Source organism: Roseburia sp. AF12-17LB (genome assembly GCF_003479605.1).
GTDB lineage: Bacteria > Bacillota > Clostridia > Lachnospirales > Lachnospiraceae > Roseburia_C > Roseburia_C amylophila.
This window is the reverse complement of record NZ_QUHR01000001.1, coordinates 260,607-280,828: the sequence shown is the minus strand read 5'-3', so window position 1 is coordinate 280,828 and position 20,222 is coordinate 260,607. Positions and strand designations below refer to the sequence as shown.

At 42.8% G+C, this 20,222-nt stretch carries 16 protein-coding genes; 3 read left to right on the top strand and 13 right to left on the bottom strand.

Annotated features, from left to right (window positions below; all coding sequences use genetic code 11):
• Positions 1 to 106: 106 nt before the first annotated feature.
• The gene (guaA, locus tag DWV68_RS01300) at positions 107 to 1,681 is read right to left on the bottom strand and encodes a glutamine-hydrolyzing GMP synthase (protein WP_118056559.1); all 1,575 of its coding nucleotides are present in this window, start codon (positions 1,679 to 1,681) and stop codon (positions 107 to 109) included.
• Positions 1,682 to 1,843: 162 nt separating this feature from the next.
• Here guaA and DWV68_RS01295 point away from each other — a divergent pair, with 162 nt between their 5' ends.
• Positions 1,844 to 2,389, top strand: a complete 546-nt coding sequence (locus DWV68_RS01295; RefSeq protein WP_117946237.1) for a putative ABC transporter permease — start codon at positions 1,844 to 1,846, stop codon at positions 2,387 to 2,389.
• Positions 2,390 to 2,391: 2 nt separating this feature from the next.
• Here the strand turns inward: DWV68_RS01295 and DWV68_RS01290 are convergent, their stop codons facing one another.
• The 9 genes from DWV68_RS01290 to DWV68_RS01250 all read right to left on the bottom strand — a co-directional run bounded on the left by DWV68_RS01290 (position 2,392) and on the right by DWV68_RS01250 (position 14,494).
• The gene (locus DWV68_RS01290; protein ID WP_118664821.1) at positions 2,392 to 3,351 is read right to left on the bottom strand and encodes a carbohydrate kinase family protein; all 960 of its coding nucleotides are present in this window, start codon (positions 3,349 to 3,351) and stop codon (positions 2,392 to 2,394) included.
• A gap of 29 nt (positions 3,352 to 3,380) precedes the next feature.
• Positions 3,381 to 4,799 (bottom strand): sucrose phosphorylase, encoded by a 1,419-nt coding sequence (gtfA, locus tag DWV68_RS01285; RefSeq protein WP_118664819.1) that lies wholly within the window; start codon positions 4,797 to 4,799, stop codon positions 3,381 to 3,383.
• Positions 4,783 to 7,917, bottom strand: coding sequence for a glycoside hydrolase family 2 TIM barrel-domain containing protein (locus tag DWV68_RS01280; protein WP_118664817.1), 3,135 nt, complete (start codon positions 7,915 to 7,917; stop codon positions 4,783 to 4,785). Before DWV68_RS01280 ends, gtfA begins: the two co-directional genes overlap by 17 nt.
• 12 nt (positions 7,918 to 7,929) lie before the next feature.
• Positions 7,930 to 8,745 carry a carbohydrate ABC transporter permease gene (locus DWV68_RS01275; RefSeq protein WP_118664815.1) on the bottom strand — a complete coding sequence of 272 codons (816 nt, stop codon included), beginning with the start codon at positions 8,743 to 8,745 and terminating at the stop codon, positions 7,930 to 7,932.
• Positions 8,742 to 9,584 carry a carbohydrate ABC transporter permease gene (locus tag DWV68_RS01270; protein WP_118056717.1) on the bottom strand — a complete coding sequence of 281 codons (843 nt, stop codon included), beginning with the start codon at positions 9,582 to 9,584 and terminating at the stop codon, positions 8,742 to 8,744. The genes DWV68_RS01275 and DWV68_RS01270 overlap by 4 nt, the downstream gene beginning before the upstream one ends.
• A gap of 130 nt (positions 9,585 to 9,714) precedes the next feature.
• A complete protein-coding gene (locus DWV68_RS01265; protein WP_117698895.1) occupies positions 9,715 to 11,031 on the bottom strand; it encodes an ABC transporter substrate-binding protein in 1,317 nt (438 codons plus the stop codon).
• Between the two features lie 302 nt (positions 11,032 to 11,333).
• Positions 11,334 to 12,320: a LacI family DNA-binding transcriptional regulator gene (locus DWV68_RS01260; protein WP_118056565.1), complete on the bottom strand. Its 987-nt coding sequence runs from the start codon at positions 12,318 to 12,320 to the stop codon at positions 11,334 to 11,336.
• 70 nt (positions 12,321 to 12,390) lie between these two features.
• Entirely contained in the window at positions 12,391 to 12,651 is a 261-nt protein-coding gene (gene spoIIID, locus DWV68_RS01255) for a sporulation transcriptional regulator SpoIIID (RefSeq protein WP_022242357.1), read from the bottom strand.
• 82 nt (positions 12,652 to 12,733) lie between these two features.
• Complete coding sequence (locus tag DWV68_RS01250; protein ID WP_147404525.1) at positions 12,734 to 14,494, bottom strand: hypothetical protein; 1,761 nt, start codon at positions 14,492 to 14,494, stop codon at positions 12,734 to 12,736.
• Between the two features lie 362 nt (positions 14,495 to 14,856).
• Here DWV68_RS01250 and DWV68_RS01245 point away from each other — a divergent pair, with 362 nt between their 5' ends.
• Both DWV68_RS01245 and DWV68_RS01240 read left to right on the top strand, forming a co-directional pair.
• Positions 14,857 to 15,069, top strand: coding sequence for a hypothetical protein (locus DWV68_RS01245; protein ID WP_207663850.1), 213 nt, complete (start codon positions 14,857 to 14,859; stop codon positions 15,067 to 15,069).
• An 80-nt stretch (positions 15,070 to 15,149) separates the two neighbouring features.
• A complete protein-coding gene (locus DWV68_RS01240) occupies positions 15,150 to 15,917 on the top strand; it encodes a MerR family transcriptional regulator (protein ID WP_158561802.1) in 768 nt (255 codons plus the stop codon).
• Here the strand turns inward: DWV68_RS01240 and DWV68_RS01235 are convergent.
• The 3 genes from DWV68_RS01235 to DWV68_RS01225 all read right to left on the bottom strand — a co-directional run bounded on the left by DWV68_RS01235 (position 15,910) and on the right by DWV68_RS01225 (position 20,177).
• A complete protein-coding gene (locus DWV68_RS01235) occupies positions 15,910 to 17,286 on the bottom strand; it encodes an MATE family efflux transporter (RefSeq protein WP_242986219.1) in 1,377 nt (458 codons plus the stop codon). The two genes, DWV68_RS01240 and DWV68_RS01235, sit on opposite strands and share 8 nt — an antisense overlap.
• Before the next feature lie 15 nt (positions 17,287 to 17,301).
• The gene (locus DWV68_RS01230; protein WP_118056569.1) at positions 17,302 to 17,709 is read right to left on the bottom strand and encodes a hypothetical protein; all 408 of its coding nucleotides are present in this window, start codon (positions 17,707 to 17,709) and stop codon (positions 17,302 to 17,304) included.
• Between the two features lie 62 nt (positions 17,710 to 17,771).
• Positions 17,772 to 20,177, bottom strand: coding sequence for an alpha-galactosidase (locus tag DWV68_RS01225; protein ID WP_118664811.1), 2,406 nt, complete (start codon positions 20,175 to 20,177; stop codon positions 17,772 to 17,774).
• Between the last annotated feature and the right edge of the window lie 45 nt (positions 20,178 to 20,222).

Sequence of the window (20,222 nt, the reverse complement as noted above, 5' to 3'; positions counted from 1 at the left end):
ATATTTGCATCAATTACTCTCCCCACAAATAGAGCCAAACTAGAGCCATTTGATAAAACAAATGCCGGAAGCCCGCATAAATACAGGCTTTCGGCATTTTAATCCGTTATTCAAACTCAATCGTTCCAGGTGGCTTACTCGTCAAATCATAGAATACACGGTTTACCCCGCGTACCTCGTTGATGATTCGGCTCATTACTGTTTGCAGTACTGCAAATGGAATCTCTGCGCTTTCGGCGGTCATGAAATCGACGGTATTTACGGCGCGCAGTGCAACTGCGTAGTCGTAGGTTCTCTCGTCGCCCATTACTCCAACGGAACGCATATTGGTTAGGGCTGCGAAATACTGGTTCGGCATCCAGGATGGAGCTTTGCCGTTTTCTTTCTTGTAAGCAGCTACTGCCTTGTCCACTTCTTCCCGGTAGATGGCATCGGCATCCTGTACGATGCGGACTTTCTCAGCATTGACTTCACCGATGATTCGGATACCAAGACCCGGGCCCGGGAATGGCTGACGGAATACCAGATGCTCCGGAATTCCAAGTTCAAGACCGGCTTTACGAACCTCATCTTTGAAGAGGTTACGCAATGGCTCGATGATTTCCTTGAAATCAACATATTCCGGAAGACCACCTACGTTATGGTGGGATTTGATGACAGCGGATTCTCCGCCAAGACCACTTTCTACCACATCTGGATAAATGGTTCCCTGTGCCAGGAAATCAACGGCTCCGATTTTCTTTGCTTCTTCTTCAAAGACACGGATAAATTCTTCACCGATAATTTTACGTTTTGCTTCCGGCTCTGTTACTCCGGCAAGCTTGTTATAGTAACGCTCCTGGGCATTTACACGGATGAAGTTTAAGTCAAACTGACCGTTCGGTCCGAATACATTTTCCACTTCATCTCCCTCGTCTTTACGAAGAAGACCATGATCAACAAATACGCAGGTAAGCTGCTTTCCGATTGCTCTGGATAAAAGACCTGCTGCCACAGAAGAATCCACTCCACCGGACAATGCCAGAAGCACTCTTCCGTTGCCGACTTTTTCACGGATTTCCTTGATGGTATTTTCCACAAAGGAATCCATTCTCCATGTTCCGGCACAGCCACAGACACCACGCACGAAGTTGTGGAGCATCTTGGTTCCCTCTTTGGTATGGAGTACCTCCGGGTGGAACTGGATGGCATAGAGATTCTTTTCACGATTTTCTGCGGCTGCCACCGGGCAGTCTGCAGTATGTGCTACGATTTCAAAACCAGGTGCTGTCTTTGAAATATAATCAAAATGGCTCATCCAGCAAATGGTCTTTTCTTCTACATTCTGGAATAATGGCGAATTCTTATCTACCATTACTTCTGTCTTACCATATTCACGAACCGGTGCTTTTTCTACCTTGCCGCCCAACACATGCATCATGAGCTGTGCGCCATAGCAAAGTCCTAAAACCGGAATACCAAGTTCAAAAAGCTCTTTGCTGTAAGTTGGTGAATCTGCCTCATAACAACTATTTGGGCCTCCGGTCAGGATAATTCCCTTCGGGTTCATCGCTTTGATTGTCTCGATATCCGTGCGGTAAGAATATATTTCACAATATACATTGCATTCACGGACACGTCTTGCAACCAGCTGGTTGTACTGTCCGCCAAAATCAATGACAATAACTTTTTCCTTATCCATGGACGTTTTTCCTCCTAATTTTTGCTGAGACTCGCCCAGCGTCTAAATTTTATTATAGTTGAGCCACCCTGGAAAGACAAGCCCTATTTTGTTTTCGCAAGATATTCTGAGTTGTTATTTGGGACAGCACATAATTCTTTATTATATGGAAATACTCCCTGTATGCGTAAAGATTATCTGATTAAATCCATCACACAATATATTTTCTTTTTCTTTCTGGGAGCATTCCTTGGATACCTGTGGGAAGTGCTGCTTTTTTATGTGCAGGATGGGGTTTTCTGTAACCGTGGCTTTCTCTATGGTCCATGGCTTCCGGTCTATGGTGTGGGGGCTGTCCTGATGCTGCTTATTTTAAGACGCTTTCAGAAGCATCCGGTCAAAGTCTTTTTTCTTGCAGCGCTTCTCGGCTCTTTCGTAGAACTTTTTATCGGATGGTTCCTCGCTCAAGTTTTCCACCTGCGTTACTGGGATTATCACGATTATCCACTGCAGCTTGGCGGTTATATCTGTCTTTATTCTGCATTGGGATTTGGCATTGCCGGTGTGCTCTGGGTCTGTGTGTTTGCACGGATTGCATCTCATTTATGGAGAAAAATGCCAGTACCACTGCAACGCATTTTTCTTACGCTGCTGATACTGGCATTTCTTCTTGATTGTGCCGCCGCACTGATTTTTCCCAACGCCGGGCACAATATTACGTTTTCTTAATTTTATTCTTCCATTTCAGCCATGGTTGGATAAGAGGCAATGGCTCCGGCTTTCTGTACACTCTTTGCACAATAGCGGTTAGAAAAATCAAGGTATACTGCCATCTTATCCGAAGTCAGTTCCGGCAAATCTGCTTCCGTCACACCATCTTTATAAAGCTGATACAGGAAGGAGCCGATAAATGCATCCCCGGCTCCGGTGGTATCCACCGCCTTTACTTTCTCTCCCTTGCTTTGTGCCTTTGCTTTCTTCGTATAACACTCTGCTCCATCTGCTCCCCTGGTATAAATAAGGAGACAAACATTTCCTACAAAAAGTTTTTCTTTTGCTGCTTCAATCGAATCCTCTCCAGTCAGGAAATAAAGTTCCTCATCCGAAAGCTTTAATACATGTGCCAATGGGAGGAATTCCAGCACTGCTTTCTTTAAATCTTCCGGATTTTCCCAGAGTGCAAACCTGAGATTCGGGTCAAAGCTTATAATTGCACCAGCCTCTGTTGCGGCTTCAATCGCCTTTTTATGTGCTTCCTTCATTGGAAAATCTCCCAGCGAAACGGAGCAGAAATGCAACGCATAAGCATCCTTAAACCAATCCGCTTCTACTTTTTCTTTTGAAAAAAGCATATCGGCTCCCGGCTTCCGGTAAAAAGAAAATTCACGGTTACCATCTTCCTTTAAAGCCACAAAAGCAAGTGAAGTATTTGCCTCTTTTGTACGAAGTACATGACTGGTTCCGATTCCGTTTTCTTCCAATGCTTCTTCAATTTTATCGCCAAAAGGATCATCTCCAAGCTGCGTTATCATCTCAGATTTACCACCAAGTCTGGTAAATGCACCGCACACATTCGCCGGTGCACCACCTACTTTCGGGCAGAATCCCAGGACATCTTTCATAGGTCTGCCGCTTTCCTGCGGAATAAAATCAATCAGTGCTTCTCCGATTGCATACAGTTTTTTCTCCATCTGATCTGTCTTCCTCTTTTCACCATTTTCTAACTATGTTCAATGGTAAATGTTTTCTTCACAAGGTCTGCCTTTAATACTGCATAATCTGCTCCGCTGCTTCTTCGAATCTCAAGCAGTCCCTCTTCCGGAAGTTCTACTGCAATATCACCTTCCACATCAAATGCCGGATGGCTGTTGCGGAATTCCATTAATTCCAAAAGCTTCTTTACCACCGGACGCTCTACTTCTTTTGCAATCTCTTCCTTCGAATAATAGTGGCGGTTAATATTTCTGCCTTCTTTCGTTGCTTCTAGAAGCTCCAGGTCATTGCATCCTGCCAGCATGCCTACATAATAGACCTGCGGAATTCCAGGTGCAAAGAACTGGATTGCACGGGCAAGAAGATAAGCATCATCCTGATTTCCAAGTGCAGAATAGTAAGTCGTATTCACCTGATAAATATCAAGGTTATTGTAGGCTGCCGTATTATAGATTTTCTTGACATTCGCTCCTTCGGAGAACATCATTTCCTTTGTGCGGTCAATCTCTTCATCCGGCATCAGATCTTTCACATCCACAATTCCGATTCCATCATGGGTGTCTAACGTGGTAAACTGATGCTTCGGACTCATTTCCAGCCATTTTTTAAGATAAGTTCCCTTTCCAAAGTAAAGGGCGTTTAATACCAGCACTGGAAGTGCAAAATCGTAAATCCAGAAATTCTGATTGGCAATTTTCATCTGAATACTATAATGCTCATGAATTTCCGGCAGAATTATCACATCATGTTTCTTTACGATTTCTTCAATTCGATGCAGGAGATTCCAGATTTCCGGTTCCACAAAGAAACAGCTTGTATTCGCTTTCTTTACGGCATAAGCAAATGCATCCAGCCGGATAATGGAAGCATTTTTACTGCACATCAGTTCCAGTGTATCTTCCATAAATTTCTGAACAGCTTTAGATTCCACATTTAAATCAATCTGCTCTTCTCCAAAGGTACACCAGACCTTCTCGCTGCTTCCGTCAGCAAAGTCCGCATCAATATAAGGTGCTCTTGGTTTCCTTTTATAAATCAAATCAACCTGTTCTTCTGTCGGTTCTCCGTTTTCCCAGAAATCCTTGTATCGGATGAAGAAATCCTTATATTCCGATGCATCCTTTTTCTCTAAGAAATCTTTAAAATACGGAGACTGTCTGGAAATGTGGTTGACCATAAAATCAAACATCAGATAATATTCTTCTCCAATTTTGCGTACATCTTCATAGGTTCCAAACTGCTCGTCTACCATGTCATAACGCATCGGTGCAAATCCCCGGTCTGCCGAGGACGGAAAGAACGGAAGAATGTGTACGCCACCTACTGCCTTATGAAAATAAGTTTCTAACATTTCTTTTAATTCAGAAAGATTTTTTCCAAGGCTGTCTGCATAAGTAATCAGCATAATTTTATTTGTCAGTTTCAAGCTTCTTCCCTCCTTTTAACGTAAATGTAAATTCATATTTTCCCGGCTGTTCCATCCGGTACTGCGGATGTGGTTTGGAAAGCCAGCTATCGTCGCCGCCAACTCCCATCTGATGGAGAGACGGACGGAGAATCGTATATTCACTATCCGGCAGCTCATAAAGATGTCTGGCATTTTCCAGCTCATGCGGTGTATAAGGCAACGCCGAAAAATCCATTTCTTCTGCACTAATCCGGAGTCCATAACCATTCTCGTCTTCAATTACTGCTTCTCTGACACCACTGCGTCCGCCACTTTCCTGCGGAGCCAGATATTCTGACAGATTTTCCTTTACGGAAAAATGAAATTTTCCAAGTCTGCTGCCCTGACGGCGGTCCCAGTAATTTTCTTCCGGACCGTATCCATAGTAAGTTACTTTATCATATTGCTCCGGGATTCGAAGCAGCATACCAAATTCCGGCATTTCATGGGTCTTGATCTTCTCATCGGCTACATATTCCATATGGATGGTGAGTGCTCCGTCTTTTCTGATACCATAAGTCACCCTGCACTCATTTCCCGGGATGTTCTCTCCCGCATCAAAGAGACGGTATACATAAGAAATTTCTGCACCATCCTTTGTTTCTTTCAGCTCTGCCGGCATTGCTTTTGCATACATGCTGGCTGTCTTCCAGCATCCGCAACGCAGCGGCATTCCACTTCCTTTGTCATTGTCTGTCGGTGCCCGCCAGAAATTCGGTCTTGGAACGGATACGATAAATTCTTTCTCTTCTACCTGATAAGAGGTCAGTCCGCCACCTTCTTTTGCAAAAAGCATTTTTATATTGCCTGCTCTCACGCCGATATTCATAAGTCCTTCAACCAGTTCAAAATCTTCTGCTTCTCTGATTACTTCTTCCGGAGCTTCCTTTTTTCCTGCATACTGGCCAAAGGCAAGCTCATATCCGGCTTTCGCCCATGCAGTATCTTCTTTGGTAAGTAAGGAGGCGGTCACCGTAAATTCTCCGGCTATCTTAAGCCCCTTGGAAAGGCTGCTGATATCTATCGTCTCTTCTTCCTGTGGTGCTGCCTGAAGTTCATAAGCATTCTCTGCACATACGCCGTCTTTTGTTGCAATAACAACTTTTAATATATAGTTTTTTAAAGAAATAAATAAATTTTCGTTTTTTACAATAACCTTTGTTTCCTCCGGCAAAAGCTTTACACTCTGATACTGGAATTTTACTTCCTGCATCTTTGGAGACACCTTACGGTCAGCATAGAGAAGTCCGTTTCCACAGAAGGTTCCATCATTCGGACGGTCTCCGAAATCTCCACCGTAGGCTAAATATCTCTCGCCCTTTTTATTGACAAGATAAAAGCTCTGGTCAATAAAATCCCAGATAAATCCGCCCTGATATCGTGGTTCTTCTTCTGTAAGGCGGATATATTCGTCCATTCCACCGGTGGAATTGCCCATGGAATGCATATATTCGCAACTGATTACCGGTTTTGTCTTTTCATTGACAGAGGCTTCACTCTCTCGTAAATATTTCCGCAGTTTTTCCGCCGGAGCATACATAAAGCTCTTCACATCAGAAGTATCCGGATAAGTATCATCAAAGGTAATGCCCTCATAATGCACCAGGCGTTCGGAATCATTTTTCCGGAAGAACTCTGACATTTCATATAAATTGCTTCCGCCACAGGACTCATTTCCGCAGGACCAAAGCAGAATGCAGGCATGGTTCTTGTCCCGCTGATACATGGAGTTAGCGCGGTCTAAGACATTTTCTCTCCACTCTGCTTTGCTGCCCGGTATCGTCTCACTCATCGGTGCCTTTCCTACTGTTGCAAGGAAACAATCCGCATGGGACTCAAGGTTCGCCTCGTCTATCACATATAATCCCAATTCATCGCAAAGTTCATAGAAATAACTCTGATTTGGATAATGTGAAGTCCGCACTGCATTGATATTATTCTGTTTCATGATAAGAAGATCATGAAGAATCTCTTCTTTTGTAATACTTCTTCCATGGTCACAGCTTAATTCATGACGGTTTACACCACGAAATACAATACGTTTTCCATTCAGGCACATAATGCCATTTTCCATAGCAAAATGCCGGAATCCAATGCGCTGTTTTATTACTTCTGTTACGGTATCATCGGAGTCTGTTACTTCTATATATAAGGTATAAAGATTCGGCTCCTCCGCACTCCAAAGCTTTGGTGCTGTTATTTTTAACTCTGTTCCAGCTTCTGTATAAGCTGTCTCTGTCTTTGCGACACATTCCTTTTTATCATCATATAAGGAAACATGCAGCCTGCAGCCGGTATCTGCACCAGCTCCTACCGGCTCTTTCTCCTGCCAGTTTTCCTGTGCTGGCTGGTCTTCCTGTTCCGGTACACCCTTCCACTGCAATTTCAAAACTGCTTCTGTCAGATTATCCTGAAACTGCTGGCTTACCTTCAAATCATAGATATGATGTGCCGGCATACGACGCAGTGTCACATCACGGAAGATTCCAGACATCCGGAAGAAATCCTGACTCTCTAAAACACTTCCGGTACAGAAGTGAAAGACCTCTGCCGCAAGCTTATTTTCTCCCTCGCAGACCAATTCTGTGATATCAAATTCTGCCGGTGTAAAAGAGTCTTCGCTATAGCCTGCAAATCTGCCATTCACCCAGAGTGCCATAGCACTTTCCACACCATCAAACCGGAGGGATAACCGATCCTTTAACATTTCTCCGGTCACTGTAAAAGAATGCACATACATTGCAACCGGATTATATTTCTTTGGAATCTCTTTGCCACGGACAGCTTCTTTTCCATCCCATGGATACTGGGAATTCACATACTGCAATTTGCCATAACCAAAAAGCTGGATGGAAGAAGGCACCATAATCTCATCCCAGTTGCTGCTGTCATAATCCTTACAATAAAAACCCTCTATGACTTCCGCTAAGTTATTGGCATATGCAAATTTCCATCTGCCATTGAGGCTGGTGAGAAAACTGCTTTTCCCACCGTCTGCCTCTTTTCCGGTTGCATAATATCCATGGTCTGAATGTGCCGGCATCCGCCGGATTGCAAAACAGTCTGGCTCATAAATTACATTTTCGTTAAATTCCATAGCTCTTCTCCTTTATGATTTTACAGAACCGGTAATTCCTTCTACAAAGTTCTTCTGTAATACGAAGAATATAATCAACATCGGAATTGTAGAAATCGTGACTGCAAGCATCATGCTTCCATAATCAATGGTATATCGTGCGGTCAGTCCAGATACCAGAATCGGCATAGTCTTGGAATTTTCATTCTGTAATACAATCAACGGCCACATATAACTGTTCCATGCATTCATAAAGCTTACGATTGCTGCTGCTGCGTAGGTAGATTTCATAATCGGTAAGAACATTTTAAAGTAAATGCCCCATTCACCTACTCCATCAATCCGGGCTGCTTCAATGATTTCATCCGGAAATGATTTTGCTGCCTGGCGGAACATGAATATCATAAATGCAGTAGAAACGGTCGGTAAAATACATCCAACGGTTGTATTTAAAAGTCCCATCTTTCCAAACATACGGAACAATGGAATTACAGTTGCCGCAGTCGGTACCATCATGGAAAGTAACAAGATGGACATAATTTTATCTTTGTATTTATCATGGAATTTTTCGAATCCATAACCTGCCAGTGAGCAGACAAATACATTTAAAACCATGGAAACTACTGCGTTCCGAATGGAATTCCACATTGCCTGTGAAAGTACTGTTGTATCCAGAAGAGATTTTAAGTTTTCCATCAGGTAATTGCCTGGAAGAATTTTTCCTGCAATGACATCCACACTTTTATTGGTTCCACTGACAATCATCCAGTACATTGGGAAGATGGAAATGATTGCGACCAGAATCAGGAATACATATTTCCCGAAATATACGAATTTTCTTTTACTCATTTCTCATCACCTACTTTCATTTGAATAAAGGCAAGGATTGCCACCAGGATAAATACTACATAAGAAATTGCGGATGCATATCCGAAGTTTGGATTTCCTGCAAAGGACAAATTGTATATGTAGTGGGATATTGTCATGGACGTATTTGCCGGTCCACCATTGGTAATATTCATAGACTCATCGAAGAGCTGTAAGGTTCCATTGGTTGACATAATTGCTGTCAGTAAAATTGTCGGACGAAGCATCGGGATTGTAATCTTAGTAAACTTCTGGAATGCATTGGCTCCATCTACAACTGCTGCTTCATAAATAGAACTGTCAATATTCTGCAATGCTGCCAGGAAAAATATCATATTATAACCGGTCCATCTCCACAATAATGCCAGTACGATTACAATTCGTGCGGTCCAGGTATTTCCCAGCCAGTTGATTGGAGATGCAATCAGATGCAGATTCGTAAGAATCGTATTGATGAATCCGTCCACAGAGAAAAGGGAACGGAAAATAATGGAATACGATACCAGTGAAGTAGTACATGGTAAGAAAATTGCAAGGCGGAAAAACCATTTTCCTTTTAATCTCTTATCATTCAAAAGTGATGCTAAGAACATTGCCATCACCAGCATGATTGCTACTTCTAAGATCAGATAAATAAAAGTATTGCTTAATGTCATTTTAAAAATTTTATCCTGGAACATTCTTTTATAATTAGAAAATCCGGTAAAAATCATGTTCGTTCCGCTTCCGCGTTTTAAGGATAAAATAAAGGACTGTATCATCGGCACGAAATTGAATATGACAATCATTATCGATGCCGGTATTACGAATGTCCATCCCATAATCTTTCTTTTCTTCGTTTTCACTGTTGTACCTCCAATTCGTATCGACTTTACAGCTTTCCCTTCTTCTTGAAAATTCTGCCTGCACAGCAGCTGCTATGCAGGCAGTTTGTAAAGTGCTTATGCTAAATTATTCGCTCATTGCAAATGATACGGTATCATCTGCTTCTTTTAACGCTTCCTGAATATCCTGTCCCTGCTGAATCTGGGTAAGTGCTGTTCCAAGTGCGGATTTTGCTTCCTCCCAGTACTGGCCTAATGTGATAGCCGGTACTTCAGCACCGTAGTTGGCAAATTTCTCATAAATCTTATCGCCACCGAAGAATTCATTTTCCTGTGAGTATGCATCACTTTCTGCTGCTGGAAGGTAGGTTGCTACTGCACCGGTAGTAGGAAGAATAGTATCATAAAGCTCCGTGCTGCTTGCAAATGTGTTCTTTAAGAAATCGATAGCAAGGTCTTTGTTTGGTGAGTCATTCATAACCATCCATCCTGCACCACCATTGTTACTGTAGTTGGTTGCATTTGGAGCATTGTCCAGTCTTGGCATTGTAGTAACGCCCCAGTCACCGGACTGATCTTCCTGTGCCTGAATGGTACTTGTAATCCAGCATCCATTGATTACGCTTGCTACTGTTCCGTTGTTAATGGTTCCGATATACTGATCCCAGTCATTTACTTCTACTAAAATCCCCTTGTCAACCATGGTCTCATAATCTTCTACAGCTTCTGCCACTACATCATTTCCTGCAAAATTCGGATTACCGTCTTCATCAAACATGCTGTCGCCTGCACTTCTTAACATTGCAATCAGTAAGTCAGGTCCACCAGCCTGTGCACTTAATAATGGTTTGCCGGTCTTTGCTAATACATCTTCGCCAAGTTCAATGAATTTGGACCATGTAATATCGGTAAAGTCATCGATAGAATAACCAGCTTCACCGATTACATCGGTACGAATATATAATGCGGTTACACCACTGTCGAATGGTACATTGTAATTCTTTCCATCTACTGTTCCAATTGCTGTTTTATAACTTGCAAATTTGGAGAAATCGATTCCGGAATCAGATAAATCTGCAAATAAGTCCGGATAGTTCTTTACATTATTTAATAAAGCAGTGTCATTCATAAGAATGATATCTGGCAGTGTATCGGTCTGTCCAGAGGTTGCTGCTGTTGTAAGCTTGGTCTGAATATCCTCCCAGGATGTTTCTACTACATTTACGTTTACATCCGGATGGTCTTTCTGATAAATCTTTTCTGCCTCTTCCATTGCCGGAATATTAAAGGTTGCATCCCAGCACCAAACGGTCAGTTCGTTTGAAGATGCTTCGGTATTTGAAGCGGAATTGTTTCCATTATCAGAGCTGCTGGTGGAACCACATCCAACCATTCCAATTGTCATTGCTGCAGTAAGAATTGCAGCCAAAATCTTTTTCTTCATTTGTCTTCCTCCTGTCATTGTAAAAAGTATCTCTTCCCCATTCCTTATATTTTCTTATCGTGAACGCGTTTCACTTGATTACATTTCTAATATAATACCTCTTTTGCAAAATGTCAAGCGGTTAACATACAAAATGTTAGTTTTTCACAAGATAGCGCCCTGTTTTTTGTTCATAATGCACTAATATCAACCAATTTATCCGTTTTTATCACAAAAAATAGTTCTTAATTCATGTCAACCGAGAAACACGAACCAGGAACTATCATTTATTCTTTTATTTACTTATTATTTCTGTCAATCTATTACTTTTCTTTTGTTGTACCGCGCTTCATCAGGCTGACCGGAAGTACCACCTTTGCCGGCATTACGCCGCCACCGCGTTTTTTTAAGATAGCATCCACTGCTAACTGTGCCATTTCCTTAATCGGCTGCCGGATGGTTGTCAGCATCGGATTTACCAATGTTGCAATATTGACATCATCAAAACCTACAATCTGCACATCCTCCGGAACCCGCTTTCCAAGAGCACTGCATGCCTGAATGGACTGGGCTGCAATAACATCACTGCTGGCAAAAATCCCATCCATTTCCGGATATTTCTGCAGTGTCTGCTTGATATTTTCCAGATATTCCATCACACTGTAGGATGCCTCGCTTGTCTCTATTTCATGATGCCGGATTCCATATTTCTCACAGACTTCCCGAAAACCTACACAACGTCTGTCTGCCGGCATCACCTGACGCTCTACTCCACTGAAATGTACAATTTCTTTACATCCGCATTTAGCAAGATGCTCTGTGGCAAGCACTCCGCCCATATAGTTGTCACACTGAATATTGCAGTCCCCCAATGCATCATCACACTCTATGGTAACAATTGGAATATTCAGGTTCAGGAATTCATTGGCACTTACCGTTCCACTGCACAATATAATTCCCGCCACCTGATTACTCTTAAACATCTCTACATATTTCCGTTCGTTGCTGCGCTCCTCCTTGGAATTGCAGACAATCATTTTATAATTCTCTGCTGCCGCCGCTGATTCAATATTGCTTAAAAGCTTTGCAAAATACGGATGAACGATATGCGGTACGATTACGCCAATCGTGCTGGTATGCTGTTTTGAAAGAGAACGGGCTACCTCATTGGGCTGATAGCCTATCTCCTTCATGACATCATATACCTTCTGCCTGGTCTTCTCACTGATATATCCACGGTTATTAATTACTCTCGAAACAGTCGTAACAGTTACCCCTGCCCGTTCTGCCACATCCTTTAACGTACTCAAAATTGTCCCCCTTCTCCTTGGTTGTTACTATAACGATAGCACTTTTATATCATTATGTCAACATGACATATCAACCTGTCACATGTTGATGAAGATATTTTTCTCTCGTTGCCAGTCCCCCACGGATATGACGCTCCGACTTATTGACATCCAGCACTTTCCTTGCTTCCCGCGCCAGGGTCGGATTCACCTGGGATAAACGTTCTGTTACGTCCTTATGCACCGTGCTCTTGCTGATTCCAAACTGCTTTGCGGTCTGACGCACTGTCGCATTGTTATCTATAATGTATTTGGCTATTTCTACGGCTCTTTCTTCTATATAGCTTTTCAAAGAAAATCCCCTGCAATACTTGTTTTTACATTGTATGCAGAGGATTTGCTTTTATGTATGGCTTTTTTATCTCATCTATATTCTATTTTAAATAACCCTTTTTCCCTGTGAATACTACTGCCGCTCCGCATAATGCCAAGAGTACAAGCAGATATCCAACCGGTGATTCATCGCCCGTTTTCAATGCTTTTGTTTTCTGTGCTGCGGTCTGCTCCGTATTTGAAGTGCTATTTCCACTTGTTGTATCGGCTTTCTTCGCAACGGTAAATTCGGCGGTTGCTTTCTTTTCTTCCCCACTGATAGAAGACACAATCGCAACCGTATGCTTTCCGGTAGCAAGGCTTTCTAAGTATTCTGCAGTAAAGGTGACAATGGTAGAGCCTTCTGTTACCGTATAATTTTTCGCATCTACTACGGTGCCATCCACTTCTACACGAACAAAACTGCTGATACCTGCGTCACTGCGGAAACGAAGCGTTGCACCACTTTCCTTTGTCCATTCTCCACCAGCGCCTTCAATAATGACCGGTGCTGCCGGTTTATAATCCGGGTTCTTCTCATTACAGCCTTCCCGTCTGCAGACTTCTGCATTGTTGCTAAAGTCATGTCCTAATGGATTTCCGCTGGTAAATGTCTCTGTTCCCTTTGCCCCACACAGCTTACAGGATTTGTAGTAAACTGCCGGTGCCGTACAGGTTGCTGCTGTTTTCAGATAAGAATCTGATACTGTTTCCACCCATTCACCATGCTTGCATGTAATTGTAAATTCTTTTGTTGCTTTCGTATCTGTTTCAACCGTAACCTGTGCCTTATAACTGCCCGGTAACTTTGGTGCACCTCCAACGGCTTCTGCTCCGCTGTTGTCACTGTTGGTCTTTGTGTCTGTTCCACTCAGATAATATACGATTTCCGGAACCGGAAGATTAAGTCTCTTCCAGTCTTCGGATGTTGTTATATTGGCAGCTTTTGCTGTTCCATCATAGTCTGTATTCTCAGCTGATAAGGATAACCATAAAGATGCATCTTTCTCATTGCAGTCTTCCAGGCCGCTGCAGGCTGCAAGAATACGGCTTCCATCTTTGTTTTCATCCACGGCATAACTCCATGTGTGACTGTGCTTCCACTCACCAATCAGGAGTGTTTTGGCAGATTTTTGACCTACTTCAATATGACCTCTCCAAACTTGTGGCGTATCTGTCAATTCTGAAATATCTGCCATCATAGCTGTAGAACCTTTCATTGACATAGCATCTCCAACTGTAATGCATGCATCACTTTTTCCATATCCATCTGATGTAAAAATGGCACCCCAGCCAAGTCCATCTGCAGTCGCATAAAGGGAACCATTTGGACTATTCTCAATACTTACACTTCCACATCCAAAAATTGCAAAATCACCATAGGTTCTAGATTCTTCTTTTATGCTGACCAACTCATTGTTTCCAACCAGTGTAATATGAATGTTATCTACATAGCTTAATACATTATAAGAATAAGATTTTAATTTTAAATTAGAAAATGTCACCTTTGAAAAACTGTCAAGTGGTGGTTCATTATATTCTCCCAGCTCAATAATATCTGATGTGGGCTCCGCATTTTCATCCATTGCAATCGTAATGTCATCTGTCAGAATGGTAAGCGAATTTCTATTTCCAGATCCATATTTTACATAGGTATAATCGACTCCTTCTACAAGCGTCCCCGAATCCCTTGACAACGTAAATGGTCCTGCCTGAACCGAATTTGTAGCTGCCTTTGTCTCAACTGTCATCCCCTGCATAAGACCTGCCATCATCATCAACGCAAGTAACAAGGAAAATAAACTTTTCTTCTTTTGTTTCATGTACATCCTTCCCTTCTTAAATTACCTTTTTTCTTTCTTTTTTCACTTTTCACACTCTCAATGCTGTGTTACAATTACACTGTTATTTTACACCGTACATTGATGTACGATGCAATTATTTTACAAATTTTGCCGATATTTGAAAAAAGAAATATGATATGGAAATTTTTGAAGAGTGAAAGAGTGTTGCTTTGTCTTAAAATACCACAGTTCTAAAATACATGTTTTGCTTTTCTTTATGAAAGCCCGTCTTTCCAATGTTTGACAGTCTGCGCCGGCTGTCCGCCTGCATACAGATACATAAACAAGCCTGTTAGGAGGTCTTGGCATTCTGTTATGCAACCGGCAATGCAGGCACAGGGATGTGCCTGCAAGGCGCAGTTGAATATGGATATGAATTTGCGCCGGTTGCCGGAATCATAAACTTATTTGCCAGAATGTCTAGACCTCCTTACGGGTTTGTGGAAGTATCTGTCGCAGACGGACAATCGGTGCAGCCGGTCAAAGCAACGGAAAGACAGCTTATGACCAAGCAAAACATACACTTAAGAACTGTTGGCATTTTAAGGCAATAAGCAAACCCTCTTTATTTCTTCAAAAATTTCTAAATCCATTCTTTTCACAATCACCGAATAAATAAAAAGGGGGAAACATTTTGAAAGAACTGTTTTCAATTGGAGATGCCGCAGACTTTGTGGGCATCACAAGAAGAATTATTTTAAATTATGAAGCTCATGGACTGGTTTTTCCGGATGTAAAAGAAGACCCATCCGGCAATCGTTACTATACCATTGATACACTGACGAAGATTCGAACCATCCGCTCGCTGCAGAATCTTGGCCTGTCACTAGATGAAATCCATGGCTACTTTGACAACTCCAACGACCTTTTATCCATGGTTCGAAGGCTGGAAGCTTTGCGGGATGAATTAAATGCCAATATCAAAGCCTTATACGAAAGAATCAATCAGGGATTTGAATCAATGGAAATCATTACAATTCCACCACAAACGGTGTACTGCCGCAAAACGGAAAGTGACAGCATCGCAGAAAAGACGAATTTGTTAAGAGAGGTTGCCTTGGAAGCACTGCAGAACTATGGTCCGGCACATACCGGGCAGATTTATTTTACGGAAGCTCCCATTACGGATGCAAAGGATATGTCCTTTTTTGCTGTTGTCCCGGCAGGAAGCAAGGGTGAGCACATTTTAAATCTCCCCGCCCAGAAAGCAGTCTGCCTCTATCATCATGGAGCGTATGAAGAATTGCCATCGGTTCATGATACCCTGCTTTCCTATACCAGAGAACAAAAACTTACACCGGTTGGTATCTTCCGTCACTGCTATTTAGAGGGACCGCCACAACATAAAGATAAAAGTAAATTTATTACCCAGGTACTGCTTCCGCTAGCATGTTCTAAATGACATGTATCCGGCTCCACCTGCCACTTAGATACCGGACACTGAATGCGATAGCACGAAGCGTCCAATCGGCAAACATGCCAATCCACACCGCCATTGGTCCGAAACCACAGCTGCGGATCAGATAAACACACAGTGCAACACGGCAGAACCACATGGTAAGACTGGATAAAATCATGGAGAATTTCACATCTCCGGCAGCACGCATGCCATAAGCCGGGATAAATGCCAGCACCCATACAATCGGTTTTACAATCGTAATTGCTATTATCATTTCCATGCAGAGGGAGGCACTTTCTGCTTCCATTCCAGCTAAAAATGTAACCGGCTTTGTCAATAAAAATACCACTGCACAGGAAATCAGAATAACAATTTCTGCATAGCCGCAGAGTTTCACCATATAATAACGCGCCTCTTCCACTTTTCCGGCTCCAATACATTGTCCTACTACTGTCATCAGTCCGATTCCGATTCCAATGGCTCCGATTCCATTTAAATTTTCCAGAATAATGGTCATTGCCTGCGCGGCAATGGCTGCCGTTCCAAGGGTTGATACGCTGGACTGGATTGCCAGCTTTCCGAACTGGAACATTCCGTTTTCAATTCCGGATGGAATTCCGATAGAAAGAATTTTTCCAATCAATGGGAAATTTGGCCGGATTTTAAGATAATGATTTACCACAATCACCTGATCCGGTTTCCGCAGATTCCAGAAAATGACTACTGCACAGAAGATTCTTGAAAATAAGGTAGAAAGAGCTGCTCCTTCCACGCCCATTTTTAATCCAAAGATAAGCACTGCATTTCCGGCAATGTTGAGTCCATTGGAAAGGACAGAAATCATCATTGGAAAACGACTGTTTCCTGCTGCCCGGTAAAAAGCTCCACCGGCATCAAAAAGTGCAATGAACGGAAATGAAATTGCAGTCAGCAGGAAGTAAATCATAGAATTATCCATAACAGCCTCTTCTACCTGGCCAAAAATCAGATGCAGCAGTGGTCCACGAAATATAATACAAAATATAGACAATACCGTAGAAATCGTCAGTACGCTTAAAGTCACCTGTCTCGCAGCCTCATTGCTGGACTCCCGGTCTCCCCTTCCAAGATACTGGGAACAGATAATTGCTGCTCCTGCTCCTAATGCCGTAAATACCTGTATGACCAGTACATTGATGGAATCCACCAGTGATACCGCAGAGATTGCCGCACTTCCCACATTGCTTACCATCATGGTATCCGCCATTCCCATAAAGGAATTCAAAAGCTGCTCTACCATTATCGGCAGAAGCAGCGTAATAAGTTGCTTATTGGAAAACATCATATGTTCCCGGTCTAATTTTGTTGCATCATATAATCTTATCTTTCGCATTTTTTATTTCACTTCTTACTCTTTTACTACCGGTATAAAATCCTCTGTATCACCGCAGAAGAAGCCTCCTGCACCGGCGATGATTTTCTGCATGATTTTTTGCATAAATGCATAGTTTTCTGTGTCAATTGTGACAGCAAAAAGAGCATGAATGTCATGCTCTTTTAAATAAGCATTGGCATATTCATCCTTTAAATCAACTGCAATCTCCTCGATATCCATGGAATGATGCTCCGGAACCTCCACCTCTAATACTCCCGCCTCTTTCCAGATTTCTGTTTCGATGCCATCCATTCCCTCTAATGCATTTTCAATCTCTGCTACTGTGATGGAATTTGGATTCATATAAAGCCACTCTTTGGTAACGGTGGCTGTGCCTGCTTTCTTTTCTCTTATTTTCTTTAACTTTGATTTATTCTTCATATCCGCTCCTGTTTGTGTTTATGGATATGTTCATCTTAGCACAAACATGGACTTCTGTCTCCCTACTTTTTTACTTCTCCATCCATAAAATATAAACGGGATGCAAAATCCGGGTAGTGCCTTACCTTATCATTGTATCCAGTTCCGCCAAATGCCGGGCTGACATGAACGCCGCCATACATTAAGGTATCTCCATATGCATGGAAGTCTTCCGTCTCGCCATCCATTTTTACCAATTTCGAAAGCACCTGATGGGTCAGGGAATCCTGTCTGATATGAACCGGCGAAACCGTATTTACCAGATCACCGAATTCTTTGATATTATATTTTAATTTACGGTTGTAGAAATGGTAACGGACATCCGGCAGCAATCCCTTCGGATAATAAGTCTGCTGCTGCGTATTTGGTACCACTAATTTCTGCATCAGCATACCCACTGCTTTGGTGCCATCTTCCGATACGCAGGTCCACTCCATCTGGTTACCGGCTTCGTCCGCTAAAACACTGCCACCCATTCCACTCTGTGCTCCGTCGCAAAAGCTTCTGCCCCGGTAAAAGGTTCCCTGCTGCAATACCTTCCGCCATTTCTTATACAATGCAATCTGCTCCTTCATGGCTTCCTTTTCTTCTTTTTTCATATCACAGAGGTTGCATTCATAGCCGAAGCTTCCAAAGCATGCCACCTGAAATCTTGTCTCTAATGGCGTATTCCGCAGCGTCTGGTGATTCGGGCAGGCAGACACATGGGCACTGACTGCTGACAGCGGATAACCGTAACTATAATTTTCTTCTATCTCCGCCCGGCACAATGCATCCGTATCATCACTGCCCCAGATCTGCGGAAAATAACATAAGATTCCAAGGTCAAAACGGTTGCCGCCTGCCGCACAGCCTTCAAATAAAATCTCCGGAAACCGTTCCGTCAGTTTCCTCATACACCGGTATAATCCTAACACATAACGGTGTGCCACTTCTCCCTGCCGTTCCGGTGGAAGTGCTGTGGAATAATAATCGCTGAAGGTCCGGTTCATGTCCCATTTCACATAGGAAACGTCCGCTAAAGAAAAGACTTTACTCATGCTCTCAATAATATAATCCTGTACTTCTCTTCTTCCCAAATCTAAAATCCGCTGGTTTCTTCCTTCCGAATGAGGCTGCCCCGGAATCTCAATCGTCCAGTCCGGATGAGCCACATAAAGTTTGCTTTTCACATTGACCATTTCCGGCTCCACCCAGATTCCAAACTGCAGTCCCAGTCCATGAATCTTATCAGATAAGCCCTTAAGACCGCCCGGCAGCTTCTTCGTATTTGCTTCCCAGTCTCCTAAGGAACTGCTGTCATCCATCCGCTCGCCAAACCAGCCGTCATCCATTACAAATAATTCTATGCCAACTTCTTTTGCTTCCTTTGCCAGCTTCAGTAACTTCTTCTCACTGATGTCAAAATAGGAAGCCTCCCAACTGTTAAGCAGTATCGGCCGCTCCTTCTTCTGCCAGGTTCCACGGATAATATGCTCCCGGATAAAATGATGCAGCCTCTGGCTCATCTGGTTAAATCCGTTTTCTGCATATGCCATCACTGCCTCCGGTGCCTGAAAGCTTTCTTCCGGCACCACTTCATAGGAAAATGCCTGTGGATTGATTCCTGTCACCAGACGCATTTTGCCAAAGCTGTTTACTTCTGTTGCTTCATAGTGATTACCGGAATAGATAAGGTGAAAACCAAAGCATTCCCCGGCATCCTCTGTAGTCTTCGGCCGGCTTAGCATCACAAAGGAATTGGCCCGGCTGGAGGTGGTTCCGGTATAGGAAGCATTTACTAATTTTCCTGCTATTACCGGCATATCACTCCGCTTCATTTCTCTTGCCCAGGCTCCATGAAATGTAGTAAATGCATAATCATGCCCATCAAAGTCAAGCTGCAGGCTCATCAGCCGTTTCAACTGCACAGCTTTCTTTCCGTTATTATAGAATTTCGCACTGCGGCTGATGATGTCACAGGATGGATAGACATAATAATACAATTCCAGTGCCAGCTCATTTCCTTCGTCCGCAAGCCGGATACAAAGCTGCTCCACTTCCTCTTCGCTGCCATAGGAACCCGGCAGTTCCGCAAAGGCTTCCTTACCTTTGGTTATCTCTGCTTCCCTGTATACAAAATCTATCGTATTGCTTCCATTGGCATTCACCACTTCCACAAAAGGCTCTCTTATATCTCCTTTTCCATAGGAGGACATTTCAAGGCGCATATCCTCTAAGGAATATGCTTTCTGCTCTTCGTTATACAGATTCACATTACCCGGTGCAAAGACATGCTTTTCCACCAGCGGCTGCATATCTGCTTCGTCCTCGATATGAAGTTTTCTGCCATAATAAAGATGTTCCAGCTGCCCGGTAGGAAGTACCCGGAAGCAATAGGTGGTATGGTCGGTATCCAGAATAAAATAATTCTTTTCCTTACGAATCATAAATAAATTCCTTTCTCTTTCATCCTGCTTTTTCTGCTTACTGTT